The organism is Mycobacterium genavense ATCC 51234 (assembly GCF_000526915.1).
In the GTDB taxonomy this organism is placed as follows: domain Bacteria; phylum Actinomycetota; class Actinomycetes; order Mycobacteriales; family Mycobacteriaceae; genus Mycobacterium; species Mycobacterium genavense.
In genome coordinates this window covers 321,531-338,631 of sequence record NZ_JAGZ01000001.1, presented here as the reverse complement: position 1 = coordinate 338,631, position 17,101 = coordinate 321,531, and the positions used below count along the sequence as shown (strand labels likewise).

The following is a 17,101-nucleotide window of genomic DNA, read 5'->3' as shown; positions in this document are numbered from 1 at the left end:
GTGTGCGCTGGTGGCGAGTTCTCGCCCGACGGCGCATGCCAGCAGCTTCCCCATCCGGTCAATTGGGCCGCCAGACAGCACCCGAGTAACCTCGCGACCATGATCTCCATCCGGTCGCAGGCCACCGCGATCGACGTCCGCCAACTGGGGACGGTCGAATACCGCACCGCCTGGCAGCTGCAGCGTGACCTGGCCGACACCCGGGTCGCCGGCGGCCCCGACACCCTGCTGCTGCTCGAGCACCCCGCGGTCTACACCGCCGGCCGGCGCACCGAGCCGCATGAGCGACCGGTGGACGGCACGCCCGTCGTCGACACCGACCGCGGCGGCAAGATCACCTGGCACGGGCCGGGGCAGTTGGTCGGCTACCCGGTCATCGGCCTGGCCGAACCCCTCGACGTGGTGAATTATGTTCGGCGCCTTGAGGAATCGCTGATCAAGGTGTGTCGCGATCTGGGCCTGGACGCGGGTCGGGTGGACGGCCGCTCCGGGGTGTGGCTGCCCGGCCGGTCGGCGCGCAAGATCGCGGCGATCGGTGTGCGGATCTCGCGGGCGACCGCCCTGCACGGGTTCGCGCTCAACTGCGACTGCGACCTGGGCGCGTTCGGGGCCATCGTGCCCTGTGGCATCGCCGACGCTGGGGTGACGTCATTGTCGGCCGAACTCGGGCGCACCGTCACCGTCGACGACGTCCGCGAAGCGGTCGCAGCGGCCGTGTGCGACGCGCTCGACGGGGTCTTGCCGGTGGGGGCGCACGACGTCGCCGGCGTAGCATCGGCCAAGTGACTTTGCAAGAGTTCGCAGTTCCGGAAGGCCGCAAGCTGCTGCGGCTGGAAGTGCGCAATGCGCAGACCCCGATCGAGCGCAAGCCACCGTGGATCAAGACCCGGGCCCGGATGGGACCGGAGTACACCGAACTCAAAAGCCTGGTCAAGCGCGAGGGTTTGCACACCGTGTGCGAAGAATCCGGCTGCCCCAACATCTTCGAATGTTGGGAGGACCGCGAAGCCACCTTTTTGATCGGCGGCGATCAGTGCACCCGCCGGTGTGACTTCTGCCAGATCGACACCGGCAAGCCCGCCGAGCTGGACCGCGACGAGCCCCGCCGTGTCGCCCAAAGCGTGCAGGCGATGGGGCTGCGCTATGCCACCGTCACCGGTGTGGCCCGCGATGACCTGCCCGACGGCGGGGGGTGGCTGTACGCCCAAACCGTGCGCGCCATCAAGGAACTCAACGCATCGACCGGCGTCGAGTTGCTGGTCCCCGACTTCAACGGCGCGCCCGAGCGCCTGGCCGAAGTCTTCGCGTCGCGCCCAGAAGTGTTGGCGCACAACGTCGAAACGGTCCCCCGCATCTTCAAGCGGATCCGTCCCGCCTTCACCTACCAGCGCAGCCTGGACGTGCTCGCCGCCGCGCGGCAGGCCGGGCTGGTCACCAAGAGCAACCTGATCCTGGGCCTGGGCGAGACCCCCGACGAGGTGCGCGTCGCGCTGGCCGACCTGCACGACGCCGGCTGCGACATCGTCACCATCACCCAGTACCTGCGCCCATCACCCCGGCATCACCCGGTACAGCGCTGGGTCACACCCGAGGAGTTCGACGAGTTCGCGCACTACGCCGAGGGGCTGGGCTTCGCCGGCGTGCTGGCCGGGCCGCTGGTGCGCTCGTCCTACCGCGCCGGCCGCCTCTACCAGCAGGCCATACGCAGCCGCGCCTCGGACGCCCTGGGGTAACTCGCGGCCGCCGCCTCGTATCCTTGGTGATTATGGCTAAACCCCGTACCACCGCCGAGAACAAGGCTGCCCGGGCGGCGGCGGCCGCCGAGCGCAAGGCCGCGGCCAAGGAGCGCCGCAGCCAGCTGTGGCAGGCGTTCAACGTTCAGCGCAAGCAGGACAAGCGCCTGCTTCCCTACATGATCGGCGCCTTCGTCGCGATCGTGGCCGTCTCGGTGACGGTGGGCGTGCTGGTCGGCGGGTTCGCCATGATCACGCTGATCCCGCTCGGCGTGATGCTGGGCGCGCTGGTGGCGTTAATCATTTTCGGTCGCCGGGCACAGAAATCGATCTACCGCCAGGCCGAGGGGCAGACCGGTGCGGCGGCCTGGGTGCTGGACAACCTGCGCGGCAAGTGGCGGGTCACCCCGGGTGTGGCGGCAACCGGCCACTTCGACGCGGTGCACCGGGTTATCGGCCGGCCGGGTGTCATCTTCGTCGGCGAGGGGGCGACGGGCCGCGTCAAACCGCTTCTCGCCCAAGAGAAGAAGCGCACCGCACGATTGGTCGGCGAGATACCGATCTACGACATCGTCGTCGGCAACGGCGAGGGCGAGGTTCCGCTGTCCAAGCTGGAGCGCTACCTGACGAAGCTGCCGGCCAACGTCAGCGTCAAGCAGATGGACGCCCTGGAGTCCCGGTTGGCCGCGCTGGGATCGCGCGCCGGTGCGGCCGTGATGCCGAAGGGGCCGCTGCCGGGCGCCGGCAAGATGCGTGGCGTGCAGCGCACCGTGCGCCGCAAGTGATCAACGCCGGACGACGGCCGTGTTGGTCACCCGGTCTTGAATGCCGCGTCCGTCCCAGTCGGTGAACAGCGCCGGAACCACCAGGGCAACCAGCAGCCCGTGGACCACCACGCGGCCCAGCCCCAGCCGTCCGTCCAGCGCGACCACCTGCAGACCTAGCGCCAGCTGTCCGGGGGTGAATCCGTACAGCCGCACTGCGACCACGCCGAGCAGAAACCAGATCAGCAGCACCGCCGTCGAGAGCATCCGCTCGGAGAACATGCCGAACGCCATGGCCAGCGCCGCCAGACCGTAGGCAATCAGCCAGTCGACCATCAACGCCGCCAGGCGCCGCCCCATCGACGCCAGGGACCCCGACCCGCTTTTCGGCAGGCCGAGCGTCTCGCCCGGGTAGGCCGGGCGCGACTCCGCCATCAACTTGCCCCGGTGCAGGCCCGGGACAGGCTGCTGCATCGGCGCGGCCGACCAGATACGCTTTTGCGGTCCATGGGCCTCACAATAGAACCCGCCGTTTGCACCCCTTGAGATTTGTGGGACGCGTGGTCACGTAACCTCCGCGCAACATTGGGTTGACGGGCGGGCAACATCATCTTCATAGCTTCAGGCCGCGGATTATCAAGCAAAGGAGCAATCAGTGACGGAAAAGACGCCCGACGACGTCTTCAAGCTCGCCAAGGACGAGAACGTCGAGTTTGTCGACGTCCGGTTTTGTGACCTGCCCGGCATCATGCAGCACTTCACGATTCCGGTTTCGTTTTTCGACGAGAGCGTTTTCGAAGACGGTTTGGCCTTCGACGGCTCGTCAATTCGCGGATTCCAGTCGATCCACGAATCGGACATGTTGCTCCTGCCCGACCCGGCCACCGCGCAGATCGACCTGTTCCGCGAGGCCAAGACGCTGAACCTGAACTTCTTCGTGCACGACCCGTTCACCCTGGAGCCGTACTCGCGCGACCCGCGAAACATCGCCCGCAAGGCCGAGAACTATCTGATCAGCACCGGCGTCGCCGACACCGCGTACTTCGGCGCCGAGGCCGAATTCTACATCTTCGACTCGGTCAGCTTCGACTCGCGCACCAACGGCTCGTTCTACGAAGTCGACGCGATCTCGGGTTGGTGGAACACCGGCGAGCCGACCGAGAACGACGGCACCCCCAACCGCGGCTACAAGGTCCGCCCGAAGGGTGGGTACTTCCCGGTCGCCCCGGTCGACCACTACGTCGACCTGCGCGACAAGATGCTGAGCAACCTGATCAAAGCGGGCTTCAGCCTGGAGAAGGGCCACCACGAGGTGGGCACCGGTGGTCAGGCCGAGATCAACTACAAGTTCAACACGCTGCTGCACGCGGCCGACGACATGCAGCTGTACAAGTACATCGTCAAGAACACCGCCTGGCAGGCCGGCAAGACGGTCACGTTCATGCCCAAGCCGCTGTTCGGGGACAACGGCTCCGGCATGCACACCCACCAGTCGCTGTGGAAGGACGGCAGCCCGTTGATGTACGACGAGACCGGCTACGCCGGCCTGTCGGACACCGCGCGGCACTACATTGGCGGCCTGCTGCACCACGCGCCGTCGCTGCTGGCGTTCACCAACCCGACGGTGAACTCCTACAAGCGGCTGGTGCCCGGCTTCGAGGCGCCGATCAACCTGGTCTACAGCCAGCGCAACCGGTCGGCGTGTGTGCGTATCCCGATCACCGGCAGCAACCCGAACGCCAAGCGGCTGGAGTTCCGTTGCCCCGACTCGTCGGGCAACCCGTACCTGGCGTTCTCGGCCATGCTGATGGCCGGCCTGGACGGCATCAAGAACAAGATCGAGCCGCAGGCGCCGGTCGACAAGGACCTCTACGAGCTGCCGCCGGAAGAGGCCGCCAACATTCCGCAGGCACCCACCCAGCTGTCCGCGGTGATCGACCGGCTGGAAGCCGACCACGAATACCTCACTGAGGGAGGCGTTTTCACGCCCGACCTGATCGAGACGTGGATCAGCTTCAAGCGCGAGAACGAGATCCTGCCGGTCCAGGTCCGGCCGCACCCCTACGAGTTCGCGCTGTACTACGACGTGTAACCACGCGCGAGACGAACACCACCCGTGCGGATCCCCGCGCGGGTGGTTTCGTTTTCAGCGGCCGGGTCCTCCTCGACGGCCCGGGCCGATACCGCCACCACCGGGGCCGCGTCCAGCGCCGCCCGGGCCAACGCCGGGGCCGGGACCGTCGCCGGGGGCATTGCCTTGAATCGGGCCATTGCCCTGAAACGGACCGTTGCCCTGACCGGGACCTTGGCCCTGAAACGGACCGGAACCATCGGGGGCCTGGCGCGCCGGTGCCGCGGGTTGGGGTGAGGCCTCGACCGCCTCGGCCGGCGGCGCGCCTTTCGGAGTCTGGGTCGCCGGCGGCGCCTGCTGCTGGGTCACCTGCTGCTGTTGCGGTTGTCCCGCCGGTTGTGATGGCTGCGTCGTCGCCTGCTGCTGGGTCGCCTGCTGGCTGATGTCGCCGCTCTTTTGCGTCGGAGCCGGTTCGGCGGGCACCGGTGCCGGCGTGGCCCCGGCCGCGGGCGGCGGCTGCTTTCCCGTCGACGCCGGCGCCGGGGCGGGGGTCGGGTTCTTCGTCGGGTCGGCCGTGGCGACGGGATCTGCCGCCACCATGATCGCCGCGGCGACGATGGAGCCGACCGCCAGCCCGAGCCCGGCCGGGCGGCCGCGCGACACGTGACTCATCTACCGTCCTCCGCCGTCGGGTTGTTGCGCGAAAACGTAGCTCGCACAACAAAACCGGACAGCGACATCGCCGAATCTTCCGCCGCTGGTAATCCTTCGTTAGCCCGGATTTCGTGTCCGCGGGCGCCAGGTAGCACCTCCCCGGGCACGCTCAACGCGTGGGTCTGACACCCAGGATGCCGCGCGACGCCCCGGGCTGCTGTCCGTCGGCCATGTCGACGAGTTCCAGCCAACTGCCCGGAGCGATCTAGTGCCGCTTGACGTCCTCGCGATGCATGTCGACCACCAGCACGCCCGCGTCGGTGACTTCGTATTTGTCGAATGCGCCGTAGTCGCGCGGTTCGCCGTTGCTGAACACCACCGTGAAGGGCATGCGTTCGAGTATGGCCGCGGCCGCACTCGCCGTCTAGCTTTCGAGCGCGAGATCCTTGCGGAAGCGCTGCACGGAAGATCCCACGCGGGCGCCCTTTCTGTATCCGAAATAAGGCTCCGCACAAAGACTTTGACTCAGTTCATCTCGTGTCGGTAACGCCCGGGCGTGGTACCGGCCACGGCGCGGAACGCTCGGCGCAGCTGCGTCTCTCCGCGAAATCCCGATGCCGCGGCGATGTCGGCGACGGGACGACCGGGATGGGCGCGCAGCAGACGTTGCGCTTCGGCCACCCGGATCTCCCGCAGTTCGTCGGCCAGCGACTGAGGAGTGTCACGAAACAGACGAAACAGCGTGCGCCGGGACAGGTGGCAGCCGCGCGCCACCGCGTCCGCGTCCAGGGAGGAGTCGCGAAAGGCTCCGCGTAGATGGTGCAAAACGCGCTCGCGATCGAGTTCGGCGGGCGCGGTCTCGGCGCCCGCCGCGATGGAGACGGTCGAACTGATTAGGCCGCGCGCGTGCGTCGCCAAGGCAGAATTGTCCGCTCCAGGGAGCGCACGGGAGAACGCACCCACCGCCGCCGCACGCCCATCCTCTCCTCCCAACGGCAGGCCACTGGCTCGCCTCAGTGCTCGTTCCGGTACCGCGTCGAGCGGCACCTGAACGACCACCTGCTCGAACGGGCCAGCGAAGGAGAAGTCGAACGGACGCGTGCTGTCACAGAAAACGATCGCGCCGGGCGTGAGCCGTGCCGATCGCCCGTCTTGCTCAACGCGGCACTCACCGGCGACGTGGATCGTCGCCATCGCGTACCCGGCGGTGGCGTCGTCGATCAGCGCCGAGGTCCGGCGGACGCGCTGTGCAGTCGACCTGACAGTCGTAATCCGCAGTTCACCGCAACCCACCCCATCGAGCTCCGCCCAGAACGTGCCATCACCTAGCTGAGTGGCGGCGAGGGGAACGAGTGTGCGGCTGATCACTTCGCGGTAGCTGGCGAAGGTTGGCGGCTTGACCTGCATAAGCTGTTTAACAACGCGTAAGGCCGGGGCGATTCCCCACCACTGCATCGGCGCAGGCAGGTAATTGGCACGAAGTGACCGGGCGTTGGCACTCAGGGCATCACATCCGGCAATCGGCGTTGATCAATCTGGATTTCAGCGGCCGAAATTGACGAAGGAGTGCCAATGACCACGCTCAAAGAAACGACCGATCCGACTATCGACGTCGATGCGGACCTCGTAGCCCGCGCCAGGAACCTGGTTTCACTGCTGCGCGAAAACGCCGCCCGAACCGACCGGGAGCGCCGAATCCCGGAGGAGAACGTCGCCGCGGTTAGGAACGCCGGTCTGTTTCGCCTGACCGCGCCGCGCCGCTGGGGTGGGCACGAAGCCGGATTCGCGACCAAAATCCGAGTAGTCAGCGAACTGGCTCGCGGCTGCGGATCCACAAGCTGGATCGTCGCCCTGCTCACGGGGGCCCCGGGTTCGTTGGGATGATGAATGAGCAGGCCAGCGCGATGTTTGGGTGCACGGCGCTGACACCACAGTCGCGGTCGCCGTTCCACCATCGGGCACCGCGGAGATCGTCGACGACGGGTACCGCATCAGCGGCCGCTGGCCGTACTGCTCAGGCGTCGAGCACGCCGACTGGGTGCTCCTAGGTGCCCGTCTCGACGGTCCCGACGGGCAACCGTCGGCGGTCGTGGCGCTGGTCCCGCGCGGCCAAGTCGAGATCGAAGACACTTGGCACGTAATGGGCATGCGGGGTACCGCGTCGAACACGGTGGTGACCGGTGGAGTCACCGTGCCGGCCCACCGGACGATCTCCCTTGACGCGGTTCAGGACGGGGAGATCGATACCCCATTTTCGGATGAGGCCCCGTTCCATGTGCCGATGATGCTGGGAGCGTTGAGTGATCTCGCCGGACCGCAACTCGGGTTGGCCCGGGCTGCACTGGAACTGGTGATCGACAACGCAGCCCGCCGTGGGGTCAGCGCAACCACGTACACCCGGCAGTCGAAAGTGCCGACCGTGCATCTCGCTGTTGCGTGAGCGGCGTCATCCATCGACACGGCCGAAGCGCTGGTGCTGACCGTTGCCCAGGAGATGGACCGTGCGGGCCGCGCGCTTGTCCGCCCTTCGTTGCTGGAGCGCGCGCGCACGCGGATGAGCTGACATGCGGGATCGTCGAGGCGCGTGAAGCAATTCGTGAATTGATCGCGGTCGCAGGCAGTTCCGCGCTTGCCGAGTCCAGTCCGCTGCTACGGATATGGCGCGACAGTGAAATGGCGAGCAGCCATGCCGTTGCCAATCATTCGATCAGCGCCGAGGTATACGGCCGGGTGCTCCTGGGCAGCGATGAACCGATGGTGATCCCCCTTTAAATCGCTTAGCCGAGTTTCTGTTTCAAACGCGCGCCTCAGCCGCTTCGGTTCAGATGACCGACAAGGGCGGTGATGCGACGCGCACCATCGAAGAGAACGCCACCACAAGGAGAGACTCTGCCTCGCGACTGACGCTCTGCGGGCGCCGAGCAGTGTGGGTCAATCAAATACGTTCTAGGAAGCAATGTGAATCAGTTCAAATACGTTCTGGGAAAAGATGATAACGAGATCAACCGGCTAAAGGCTCAAGCTGCAAACCTAGCCGAATCGACCGCTCTCGTACTGCAGCGTGGAGGAATCCGACGGGGCATGCGAGCGCTCGATCTCGGCTCGGGTCCCGGCGATGTGTCGTTTCAACTGGCCGAGATGGTTGGACCCGACGGATTCGTCGTCGGCCTTGAGCAAGACCCCGCGCAGATCGCCGTCGCCGAAGGGCGGCGCGCCAAGATGGGCCCCACCAATGTGGTCTTCCGCCGGGGCGACGCACGAACCTTCACCACCGAGGAGCCATTCGACGCCGTGGTCTGCCGACTATTGCTGACGCATCTTCCTGATGCTGGCGATGTGCTGGCACATCAGGTGTGCAACCTGAGGCCGGGAGGCGTGCTCGTGGCCGTCGACTTCGATGCCGGCAACTGTCGCTCTCTTCCCGAAGTCCCCCTGTTCTCGCAGGTAATTCATTGGCTGGAGGCCGGTTTCCGCTACGCCGAGGTAGATCCATTCATCGGAATGCGCTTCCCACTGTTATTTCGGCAGCTGGACCTCGAAGCTGTCGGATCGATGGGAATTCAAGCCTATTTCCCACCCGAGGATCGACATGCACTTGGGCGCCTCATTGAGCTGGTGCGCACAATCGAGGGCACCATACTGGCTTCGGGTGTTGTCACCGCCGACGAACTCGACGTCGACACCCTCGAGCAGCGCCTCGACCCCGCCCTGCGATCCACCAACGCGGTGTTCACGTTGCCGACGGTGGTCGGCGGCTGGGGTCGTCGACCCGCGCATCCGCTGAGCGCGGCCGTTGAATCCGCTTCTGCCACAAGATGAATGGACTCGCCCCGCCGATCGCCCCGCAGTCGACAACCGAATTCGGCTCGGCAGCCGGGACCCAGAAGCAAATCGCCTACAGGGCAGGACAGACTGTTATGGCCCACGTGACTCACCTAGCTAGCTGCCGAGCGTGAGATCCTTGCGGAAGCGCTGCATGCCGTCGATCTTGTCGTCGAGCGACGCGTCGGGTCCCGAGTAGAACATCCACGGCATCGTGATGATGCCGGTGATACCGGCGTCGGCGACGCGTTGATAGTCGGCGGTGGTGAAGGCGTCGGTCAACGGCGTCAGAATTGTGAAATCGTCCATGGTCAAACCATTTTAAGCGCGCAGCTCGCGGATCTTGCCCACCGCTTCGATGGCACGGTCGGTCTTGATCAGATCACCGATCCAGCCGTCGTTGCGCGCGGCGCGGCGCAAGGCGGCGTCGCTGAGCCCGCCGACGTAGACCGGGATCGGCGGCGGAGTCGGCCGCATCTCTAATCGAGGCGTCTTATAGAACTCGCCGTCGAACTCGCTCCAGCCAGGCGACCACAGCTCCCGCATCAACCGAATCATTTCGTCGGTGCGCTTGCCCCGGGCATCGAATTGTTCGCCCATCAACGCGAATTCCTCGCGGCACCAGCCGACTCCGATACCGAGTTCGATGCGTCCCGACGCCAAAACCGCTGCGGTGCCAATGGCTTTGGCCGCCGAATACGGATTGCGCATCGCCGGAATGTAGACCGTGGTAACGAATCGCAGCCGGCTGGTGACCTGAGCCAGCGCGCCGGAAAGCACCCACGGGTCGAGCCAGTCGCTGAACGGCTGCCAGCGGCGCTGGCCGTCTCTGGTGTACGGGTACGGCGTTTCCAGGGTCTCCAGGTTCACCACATGATCGGGGATGCCGATGCCGTCGTAGCCGAGTTCGTCGGCAGCCTTGGCGATCTCGATGATCTCCCGGGTGTTCAGGAATGCGCTGCTGATGTAGAACTTAATTGCCCGTCGCGCGCCCATGCCGGTTCGATGAAGACGCCATCGGCCTCCACGGTCACGCCTTCAGCATCCGAAATAGTGCCCTTGGCAAAAACTTTCACGCCCTTGGCGCAGTCGATCCACGCGTCGCAACGGAGTGGGCCCAGCGGGGTGCCGCTCAGGCACTTGACGCTGATGGTTCCGGTGAAGCGCGCCTTGGACAATCCGTCGCTGGCCGCCTCGCCGAGCAGGTGGTCGTGCACCAGTGCGCTGACGCCGCCGTGCACCAGTCCGGGCGGCCCCTCGCAGGCGCATCCCAACACGAACTCGCTGTGGCAGCGCACTTCGCCGTCGTGTTGGACCACGAGCGGTGGGGCGATCGGGTTGCACAGACCGACCACGGCGTTGCCCAACGGCAGTGAACGGCCGTCGACGCGAAAGCTCACCCCGACCGGCCTGGTCCGCCGGCGCAGCTGCTGGGTGACGGCACGAATCTCGTTGCACGCGTTGTCGACGACGTCGTCGTCGGCCTCGGTCCGGATGGTGGCGTCGATGAGTTCGCGAACCGCGTCGGCCAACGGCGCGTAGCGGTTCGTCACCCGATCTGCCTCCGCGGTGCTGAGCACCTCGAACATCGCGTCGAATGCGCCGGCCTCCATGCTCAACTCCCGAACACCTTGCGCACCACCGCTTTCGCCCGTCTCGTCACCCGCAAATAGTTGTCCAAGAACTCACTTCCATCATCGTTGTGCCAGCCGGCCGCGACCGCGACGGCATTGAGTTGACGTCCGGGCCCCGGTAACTGGTCGGTCGGCTTGCCCCGCACCAACACCAGCGCGTTGCGCGCCCGGGTGGCGGTCAACCAGGCCTGGCGCAGCAGCTCCACCTCGTCGGCGGGCACCAGCCCGGTCTCGGCGATCACGTCGAGCGATTCCAGCGTCGAGGTGTTGTGCAGCGCCGGGATCTCGTGCGCGTGCTGCAGTTGCAGCAACTGGACCGTCCACTCGATGTCGGCCAGTCCCCCGCGGCCCAGCTTGGTGTGCGTCTTGGGGTCGGCGCCGCACGGCAAACGCTCGGATTCGATGCGGGCCTTGATCCGGCGGATCTCGTGCACCGCCTCGGCGGACACACCGTCGGGTGGATAGCGCGTCTTGTCGGCCATCAGCAGGAAGCGCTGGCCCAAATCCTCGTCGCCGGCCACCGCGTGTGCCCGCAACAGCGCCTGAATCTCCCACGGCTGAGCCCACTGATCGTAGTAGGCGGTGTAGGAGTCCAGGGTGCGGACCAGCGCGCCGCTGCGGCCCTCGGGTCGCAGGTTGGCGTCGACCTCCAGGGGCGGGTCGACGCTGGGCGTTCCGAGCAGGGTGCGCAGCTGCTCGGCGATCGACGTCGCCCATTTGACCGCCACGGAATCCTCGACGCCGCTGGCCGGTTCGCAGACGAACATCACGTCGGCGTCGGAGCCGTAGCCGAGTTCGGCTCCGCCCAACCGGCCCATCCCGATCACGGAAATGGTCGCGGGCGGGTGGCCGTCCTCGGGCAGGTTGACCCGGATCAGCGCGTCCAGCGCCGCCTGCAGCACAGCCACCCACACCGACGTGAGCGCCTCGCACACCTCGCGGACCTCGAGCATGCCGAGCAGGTCGGCCGAGCCGATGCGGGCCAGCTCCCGGCGGCGCAGCGTGCGGGCGGCGGCGATGGCCCGCACCGGGTCCTGGTGGCGGGCCATCGAGGCGATCAGGGCGCGGGCCACCGCGGCGGGCTCGGTCTCCAGCAACTTGGGTCCGCCCGGCCCGTCGGCGTAGTCCTGAATCACCCTGGGCGCGCGCATCAATAGGTCGGGCACATAGGCGGAAGTCCCCAGCACGTTCATCAGCCGCCTGGCCACCGCGGGCTTGTCGCGCAGTGTGGACAGGTACCACGTCTCCGACGCCAGCGCCTCCGACAGCCGCCGGTAAGCCAGCAGCCCGGCGTCGGGATCCGGCGTGTACGACATCCAGTTCAGCAGCCTGGGCAGCAGCACCGACTGCACTCGCCCGCGACGACCGCTCTGATTGACCAACGCGGACATGTGTTTCAGCGCGGTCTGCGGCCCCTCGTAGCCCAGCGCGGCCAGCTGGCGCTCGGCGGCCTCCGACGTCATGCCGTGCGAGATCTCTAGGCCCCGCGGCCCGATCGATTCCAGCAGCGGCTGGTAGAAGAGCTTGGCGTGCAGCTGGGATACCCGCACGTTCTGGTGCTTGAGCTCCTCACGCAGTACCCCGGCCGCATCGTGTCGGCCATCCGGACGAATGTGGGCCGCGCGGGCCAGCCAGCGCACCGCCTCCTCGTCGTCGGCCTCCGGCAGCAGATGTGTGCGCTTGAGCCGCTGCAGCTGCAGCCGGTGCTCGAGCAACCGCAGAAACTCGTACGAGGCGGTCAGGTTCGCGGCGTCCTCGCGGCCGACATAACCGCCCTCGCCCAACGCCGCCAGCGCATCGACCGTCGACGCCACGTGCAGGGACTCGTCGCTGCGACCGTGCACCAACTGCAGCAGCTGCACGGCGAACTCGACATCGCGCAGCCCGCCGCTGCCCAGCTTGAGCTCGCGGGCGCGCACCTCCGACGGCACCAGCTGCTCCACCCGCCGGCGCATCGCCTGCACTTCGACCACGAAGTCCTCACGCTCACAGGCGATCCAGACCATCGGCATCAGCTCGTCGAGATAGCGCTTGCCGAGTTCCCCATCGCCGACGGCGGCGCGGGCCTTCAGCAGCGCCTGGAACTCCCAGGTTTTCGCCCAGCGCTTGTAATAGGCGACGTGGGATTCGACCGTGCGGACCAGCTCACCGCTGCGGCCTTCCGGACGCAGCCCGGCATCGACCTGAAAGCATGCCGTCGACGCCACCCGCATCATCTCGGTGGCCACCCGAGTGGACAGCGAGTCGGCCTGCTCGGCGACGAAGATGATGTCGACGTCGCTGACGTAGTTCAACTCGCGGGCACCGCATTTGCCCATCGCGATGACCGCCAGCCGGGGCTGCGTCCGGTCGCCGCACACGGTCGCCTCCGCAGCCCGCAGCGAGGCCGCCAGCACCGCGTCGGCGGTGTCGGCCAGCTGCGCGCCCACCAACGGAATCGGCAGCACCGGTTCGTCCTCGACCGTCGCGGCCAGGTCCAGCGCCGCCAGCACCAGCAGGTGGTCGCGATACAAGGCGGACAGCCGGGGCACCACCGAATTCGGCACGGCCAACGCGTCTTCGACGCAGCCGATGAACGCGTCGTGCAGCTCGTCGCGAGTCGGCAGTTTCACCTTGCTCCGCAGCAGCTTCCACGACCGCGGGTTGGCGACCAGGTGGTCGCCCAGGGCCAGCGACGAACCCAGCACCGAGAACAGTCGCCCCCGCAGCGGGCGTTCGCGCAGCAGCGCGGCGTTCAGCTCAGTCCACCCGGTGTCCGGGTTCTCCGCGAGCCGCACGAGCGCCCGCAGCGCGGCGTCGGGGTCGGGTGCCCGCGACAACGCCCACAGCAGGTCGACGTGCGCCTTGTCGTCGTGGGCCGTCCAGCCCAGTTGCGCCAGAAGGTCAACCGCGCGCGGATCGACCAAACCGAGCCGGCCGACGCTGGGCAGCCGGGGACGCTCGGTAGTGGGTTTGGTCACGACCAAACGGTAGCGCAAGCCGCCGATCTCTCAGACCAGCCGGCAGCCGCTGTGAGCTACAGCGACAGGTAGGTGCTCAGCTCGTAGGGCGTGACATGGCTGCGGTAATTCGCCCACTCCGTGCGCTTGTTGCGCAGGAAGAAGTCAAAGACGTGCTCCCCCAACGTTTCCGCGACGAGCTCGGAGGCCTCCATGGCGTGCAGCGCGCTGTCGAGGCTGGTGGGCAGCTCGCGGTAACCCATCGTGCGGCGCTCTTCGGGAGTGAGATCCCAGACGTTGTCCTCGGCCTGCGGGCCCAGCACGTAGCCCTTCTCGACCCCGCGCAGCCCGGCGGCCAGCAGCACGGCGAACGCCAGATACGGGTTGCACGCGGAGTCGGGGCTGCGAACTTCGATGCGCCGCGACGACGTCTTGTGCGGGGTGTACATCGGCACCCGCACCAGGGCGGACCGGTTGGCCGCACCCCACGACGCCGCGGTCGGCGCCTCGCCGCCGTGCACCAGGCGCTTGTAGGAGTTGACCCATTGGTTGGTGACCGCGCTGATCTCCGAGGCGTGCTCGAGGATCCCGGCGATGAACGACTTGCCCACGTCGGAAAGCTGCAGCGGGTCGTCCGGGCTGTGGAAGGCGTTGACGTCGCCCTCGAACAGGCTCATGTGGGTGTGCATCGCCGAGCCGGGGTGTTCGCCGAATGGCTTGGGCATGAACGACGCCCGCGCCCCGTTTTCGATCGCGACTTCTTTGATGACGTAACGGAACGTCATCACGTTGTCGGCCATGGACAGCGCGTCGGCGAAACGCAGGTCGATCTCCTGCTGGCCGGGTGCGCCCTCGTGGTGGCTGAACTCCACTGAGATGCCCATGAATTCGAGGGCCTCGATGGCGTGCCGGCGGAAGTTGGACGCCGAGTCGTGGATCGCCTGGTCGAAGTAGCCGGCGTTGTCGACGGGCACCGGCGGCGTGCCGTCGTTGGGGCCGGGCTTCAGCAAGAAGAATTCGATCTCGGGGTGCACGTAGCAGGAGAAGCCGAGGTCGTTGGCCTTCTGCAGCTGGCGGCGCAGCACATGCCGCGGATCGGCCCACGACGGCGACCCGTCCGGCATGGTGATGTCGCAGAACATCCGCGCGGAATGGTGGTGGCCGCTGGGCGAGGCCCAGGGCAGCACCTGGAAGGTCGACGGGTCGGGGTTGGCCACGGTGTCGGATTCCGAGACGCGCGAAAAGCCCTCGATCGAAGATCCGTCGAACCCGATGCCTTCTTCGAAAGCGCCCTCGAGTTCGGCCGGGGCGATGGCGACCGACTTCAGGTAACCGAGCACGTCCGTGAACCACAGCCGGACGAAGCGAATGTCGCGTTCCTCCAGCGTGCGGAGAACGAATTCCTTCTGTCGATCCATACAACGAACAGTAGGCAATTGCTGTTAATTCTGTGTTACACGGGTGCTTAGTGCTCGGCACCGCTGTTACAGCCACCAGCACAAACGGCTCCGCACGGCGCCCCGGCAACCCTCACCGTTGCGAGACGCCTGGCGTGTCGCCCCGCGCCCAATCGCAACGGACTCGCACCACCGCCGTTCCCGGCCCGAAATATGCAACCCGCTAAACTGGTTACCTATTGCGAGTGTTTTAGCAGGAGGTATCGATCGTGTTCACCAAACTTCTGGCCGTCGGAACTATCGGTGCGGGCGTCGCGCGGGGACAGGCCGTGAGCCAAGCCGCACCCGTGCTGGCCGATCCGGTGTTCAACGACCTCAGCTGTACCTGCCAGGCCCCGCCGCCGGACCCCGGTCAGACGACCGAGGACCGGATCAATCAGGGCCTGCAGGACGCGTTGACCCGGTAAGACGCGGGTGGCTCAGGGCCGGCAGACCAACGCCGGCGGCGGTGTGCCCGTCATGAAATAGCGCATGATCGTGCCGTCCACGCACTGGTTGCCGCCGAACACCGCGGTGTGCTGGGTGCCGTCGTAGGTGACCAACGGGGCGCCTAGCTGCCGGGCCAGGCTCACGCCCGCCTGATACGGCGTTGCCGGGTCGTGCGTGGTGGAGACGACGACGACCTTGTCGGCCGGCATCGCCGGGGCGGTGTGCGGCGCCGACGTCGCCGGCACCGGCCACAGCGCGCACAGATCGCGGGGCGCGTCGCCGGTGAATTGCCCGTAGCTCAAAAACGGCGCGGCCTGGCGGATCTGTCGATCGGCGGATATCCAGGTGGTCGGATCCGTGGGCGCCGGCGCGTCGACACAGCGGACGGCGTTGAACGCATCCTGGTCGTTGTCGTAATGCCCTTGCTTGTCGCGGCCCTGATAGTCGTCGGCGAGCAGCAGCAGGTCGCCCGCATCGGTGCCGCGCTGCAGCCCGAGCAGACCGCTGGTCAGGTATTTCCAATGCTGCGGGGTGTATAGGGCGTTGATCGTGCCGGTGGTCGCGTCGGCGTAGCTCAGGCCGCGCGGGTCCGAGGTGCGGCCCGGCTTGGTGACCAGCGGGTCAATCAGCGCGTGGTAGCGGTTGACGAACTGGGTGGGGTCGGTGCCCAGCGGGCAGGCCGGCGAGCGCGCACAGTCCGCGGCGTAGTCGTTGAAAGCCGTTTGGAATCCGGCGGTCTGACTGATGTTTTCCTGAATCGGGTCGACGGTCGGGTCGATCGCGCCGTCGAGCACCATCGTGCGCACGTGGTCGGCGAAATGCTCCAGGTAGGTGGTGCCCAACTCGGTGCCGTAGCTGAAGCCGAGGTAGTTGATCTGCTGCTCACCGAGTGCCTGACGCACCATGTCCATGTCGCGCGCGACCGACGCGGTGCCGATGTTGGCCAAGAAGTCTTTGCCCATCCGGCTCACGCATTCGGACGCCAGCTGCCGATAGATCTGCTCGATGTGCGCCACCCCCGCCGGGCTGTAATCGACCATCGGTTCGGTCCGATAGGCGTCGAACTCGGCGTCGGTGCGGCAGCGTAGTGACGGCGTGGAGTGGCCTACCCCGCGCGGATCGAATCCGACCAGATCGAAGTGGCGGCTGATGTCGGTGTTCTGCAGATCAGGCGCCAACCCGGCGACCATGTCGACGGCCGAGCCGCCGGGTCCGCCCGGATTGATCAACAGCGACCCGATCCGCTGGCCGGTTGCCGGCACCCTGATCACCGCCAACTTCGCTTGGGCCCCAGCGGGATTGTGGTAGTCAACCGGGACCGACACGGTGGTGCACTGGGCGGTGGGGAGGTCGCTGCTGTCGGGGAGCATTTGGCTGCAGGTGCCCCAGCTCGGCGGCGTCGCCATGGCCGGCGGCGCCGGCTTCGGGGTCTGACCGGCACCCGGTTCCGGAGTCGGAGTTGCTCCGGCGGTGGGCAGTGCCGGTTGCGCGGCAACCAAGAGGCCTAACGACAGCAGCGCCGAGCTCAGCGATCTCAGGCGCGACATGGCTGTCAATCGTCGCAGCCTCGGGTACCTGTGACGGCGCGAATCGGTCAC

17 protein-coding genes and 1 pseudogene are annotated in these 17,101 nt (G+C 67.0%); 9 read left to right on the top strand and 9 right to left on the bottom strand.

From position 1 onward, the window contains the following. The first annotated feature begins 99 nt into the window (after positions 1 to 99). Genes lipB through T428_RS0101595 form a run of 3 tightly spaced genes read left to right on the top strand, consistent with a single transcriptional unit; the run spans position 100 to position 2,518 of the window. Positions 100 to 786, top strand: coding sequence for a lipoyl(octanoyl) transferase LipB (lipB, locus tag T428_RS0101605; protein WP_025735095.1), 687 nt, complete (start codon positions 100 to 102; stop codon positions 784 to 786). Positions 787 to 788: 2 nt separating this feature from the next. Then, positions 789 to 1,733, top strand: coding sequence for a lipoyl synthase (lipA, locus tag T428_RS0101600; RefSeq protein WP_036467036.1), 945 nt, complete (start codon positions 789 to 791; stop codon positions 1,731 to 1,733). A gap of 32 nt (positions 1,734 to 1,765) precedes the next feature. Then, entirely contained in the window at positions 1,766 to 2,518 is a 753-nt protein-coding gene (locus tag T428_RS0101595; RefSeq protein ID WP_025735093.1) for a DUF4191 domain-containing protein, read from the top strand. Here the strand turns inward: T428_RS0101595 and T428_RS0101590 are convergent, their stop codons facing one another. Next, on the bottom strand, positions 2,519 to 2,935 hold the full coding sequence (locus T428_RS0101590; protein WP_025735092.1) for an RDD family protein: 417 nt from the start codon (positions 2,933 to 2,935) through the stop codon (positions 2,519 to 2,521). Between the two features lie 217 nt (positions 2,936 to 3,152). Between T428_RS0101590 and glnA (T428_RS0101585) the strand changes: the two genes are divergently transcribed. Then, positions 3,153 to 4,589 carry a type I glutamate--ammonia ligase gene (gene glnA / locus T428_RS0101585; RefSeq protein ID WP_025735091.1) on the top strand — a complete coding sequence of 479 codons (1,437 nt, stop codon included), beginning with the start codon at positions 3,153 to 3,155 and terminating at the stop codon, positions 4,587 to 4,589. Positions 4,590 to 4,643: 54 nt separating this feature from the next. On the opposite strand, the gene T428_RS33440 is transcribed toward glnA (T428_RS0101585), so the two are convergent. From T428_RS33440 to T428_RS0101565, 3 genes are all read right to left on the bottom strand, one after another. Then, a complete protein-coding gene (locus T428_RS33440) occupies positions 4,644 to 5,240 on the bottom strand; it encodes a hypothetical protein (protein WP_156942817.1) in 597 nt (198 codons plus the stop codon). 247 nt (positions 5,241 to 5,487) lie between these two features. Beyond that, complete coding sequence (locus T428_RS35235) at positions 5,488 to 5,613, bottom strand: hypothetical protein (protein WP_281173614.1); 126 nt, start codon at positions 5,611 to 5,613, stop codon at positions 5,488 to 5,490. 134 nt (positions 5,614 to 5,747) lie between these two features. Continuing rightward, the gene (locus T428_RS0101565; protein ID WP_025735088.1) at positions 5,748 to 6,629 is read right to left on the bottom strand and encodes an AraC-like ligand-binding domain-containing protein; all 882 of its coding nucleotides are present in this window, start codon (positions 6,627 to 6,629) and stop codon (positions 5,748 to 5,750) included. 165 nt (positions 6,630 to 6,794) lie between these two features. Between T428_RS0101565 and T428_RS30870 the strand changes: the two genes are divergently transcribed. The 4 genes from T428_RS30870 to T428_RS30860 all read left to right on the top strand — a co-directional run bounded on the left by T428_RS30870 (position 6,795) and on the right by T428_RS30860 (position 9,041). Further along, the gene (locus T428_RS30870) at positions 6,795 to 7,106 is read left to right on the top strand and encodes an acyl-CoA dehydrogenase family protein (RefSeq protein ID WP_051465092.1); all 312 of its coding nucleotides are present in this window, start codon (positions 6,795 to 6,797) and stop codon (positions 7,104 to 7,106) included. 28 nt (positions 7,107 to 7,134) lie between these two features. Next, complete coding sequence (locus tag T428_RS30865) at positions 7,135 to 7,662, top strand: acyl-CoA dehydrogenase family protein (protein WP_051465091.1); 528 nt, start codon at positions 7,135 to 7,137, stop codon at positions 7,660 to 7,662. Further along, the gene (locus T428_RS35230) at positions 7,659 to 7,994 is read left to right on the top strand and encodes a hypothetical protein (RefSeq protein ID WP_084298580.1); all 336 of its coding nucleotides are present in this window, start codon (positions 7,659 to 7,661) and stop codon (positions 7,992 to 7,994) included. Before T428_RS30865 ends, T428_RS35230 begins: the two co-directional genes overlap by 4 nt. Positions 7,995 to 8,180: 186 nt before the next feature. Further along, on the top strand, positions 8,181 to 9,041 hold the full coding sequence (locus T428_RS30860; protein WP_025735087.1) for a class I SAM-dependent methyltransferase: 861 nt from the start codon (positions 8,181 to 8,183) through the stop codon (positions 9,039 to 9,041). Positions 9,042 to 9,161: 120 nt separating this feature from the next. Here T428_RS30860 and T428_RS24985 read toward each other — a convergent pair. The 4 genes and pseudogenes from T428_RS24985 to glnA (T428_RS0101535) all read right to left on the bottom strand — a co-directional run bounded on the left by T428_RS24985 (position 9,162) and on the right by glnA (T428_RS0101535) (position 15,035). Continuing rightward, positions 9,162 to 10,022 (bottom strand): annotated as a pseudogene (locus T428_RS24985) (TIGR03619 family F420-dependent LLM class oxidoreductase). Then, on the bottom strand, positions 9,992 to 10,663 hold the full coding sequence (locus tag T428_RS0101545) for a PaaI family thioesterase (protein WP_025735086.1): 672 nt from the start codon (positions 10,661 to 10,663) through the stop codon (positions 9,992 to 9,994). The pseudogene T428_RS24985 and the gene T428_RS0101545 overlap by 31 nt, the downstream one beginning before the upstream one ends. Then, positions 10,660 to 13,644 (bottom strand): bifunctional [glutamine synthetase] adenylyltransferase/[glutamine synthetase]-adenylyl-L-tyrosine phosphorylase, encoded by a 2,985-nt coding sequence (locus T428_RS0101540; protein ID WP_025735085.1) that lies wholly within the window; start codon positions 13,642 to 13,644, stop codon positions 10,660 to 10,662. Before T428_RS0101540 ends, T428_RS0101545 begins: the two co-directional genes overlap by 4 nt. A 50-nt stretch (positions 13,645 to 13,694) precedes the next feature. Then, a complete protein-coding gene (gene glnA / locus T428_RS0101535; RefSeq protein WP_025735084.1) occupies positions 13,695 to 15,035 on the bottom strand; it encodes a type I glutamate--ammonia ligase in 1,341 nt (446 codons plus the stop codon). Between the two features lie 248 nt (positions 15,036 to 15,283). Here glnA (T428_RS0101535) and T428_RS0101530 point away from each other — a divergent pair, with 248 nt between their 5' ends. Then, on the top strand, positions 15,284 to 15,481 hold the full coding sequence (locus T428_RS0101530; RefSeq protein ID WP_025735083.1) for a hypothetical protein: 198 nt from the start codon (positions 15,284 to 15,286) through the stop codon (positions 15,479 to 15,481). A gap of 12 nt (positions 15,482 to 15,493) precedes the next feature. Here the strand turns inward: T428_RS0101530 and T428_RS0101525 are convergent, their stop codons facing one another. Beyond that, the gene (locus tag T428_RS0101525; RefSeq protein ID WP_025735082.1) at positions 15,494 to 17,059 is read right to left on the bottom strand and encodes an alpha/beta hydrolase; all 1,566 of its coding nucleotides are present in this window, start codon (positions 17,057 to 17,059) and stop codon (positions 15,494 to 15,496) included. Between the last annotated feature and the right edge of the window lie 42 nt (positions 17,060 to 17,101).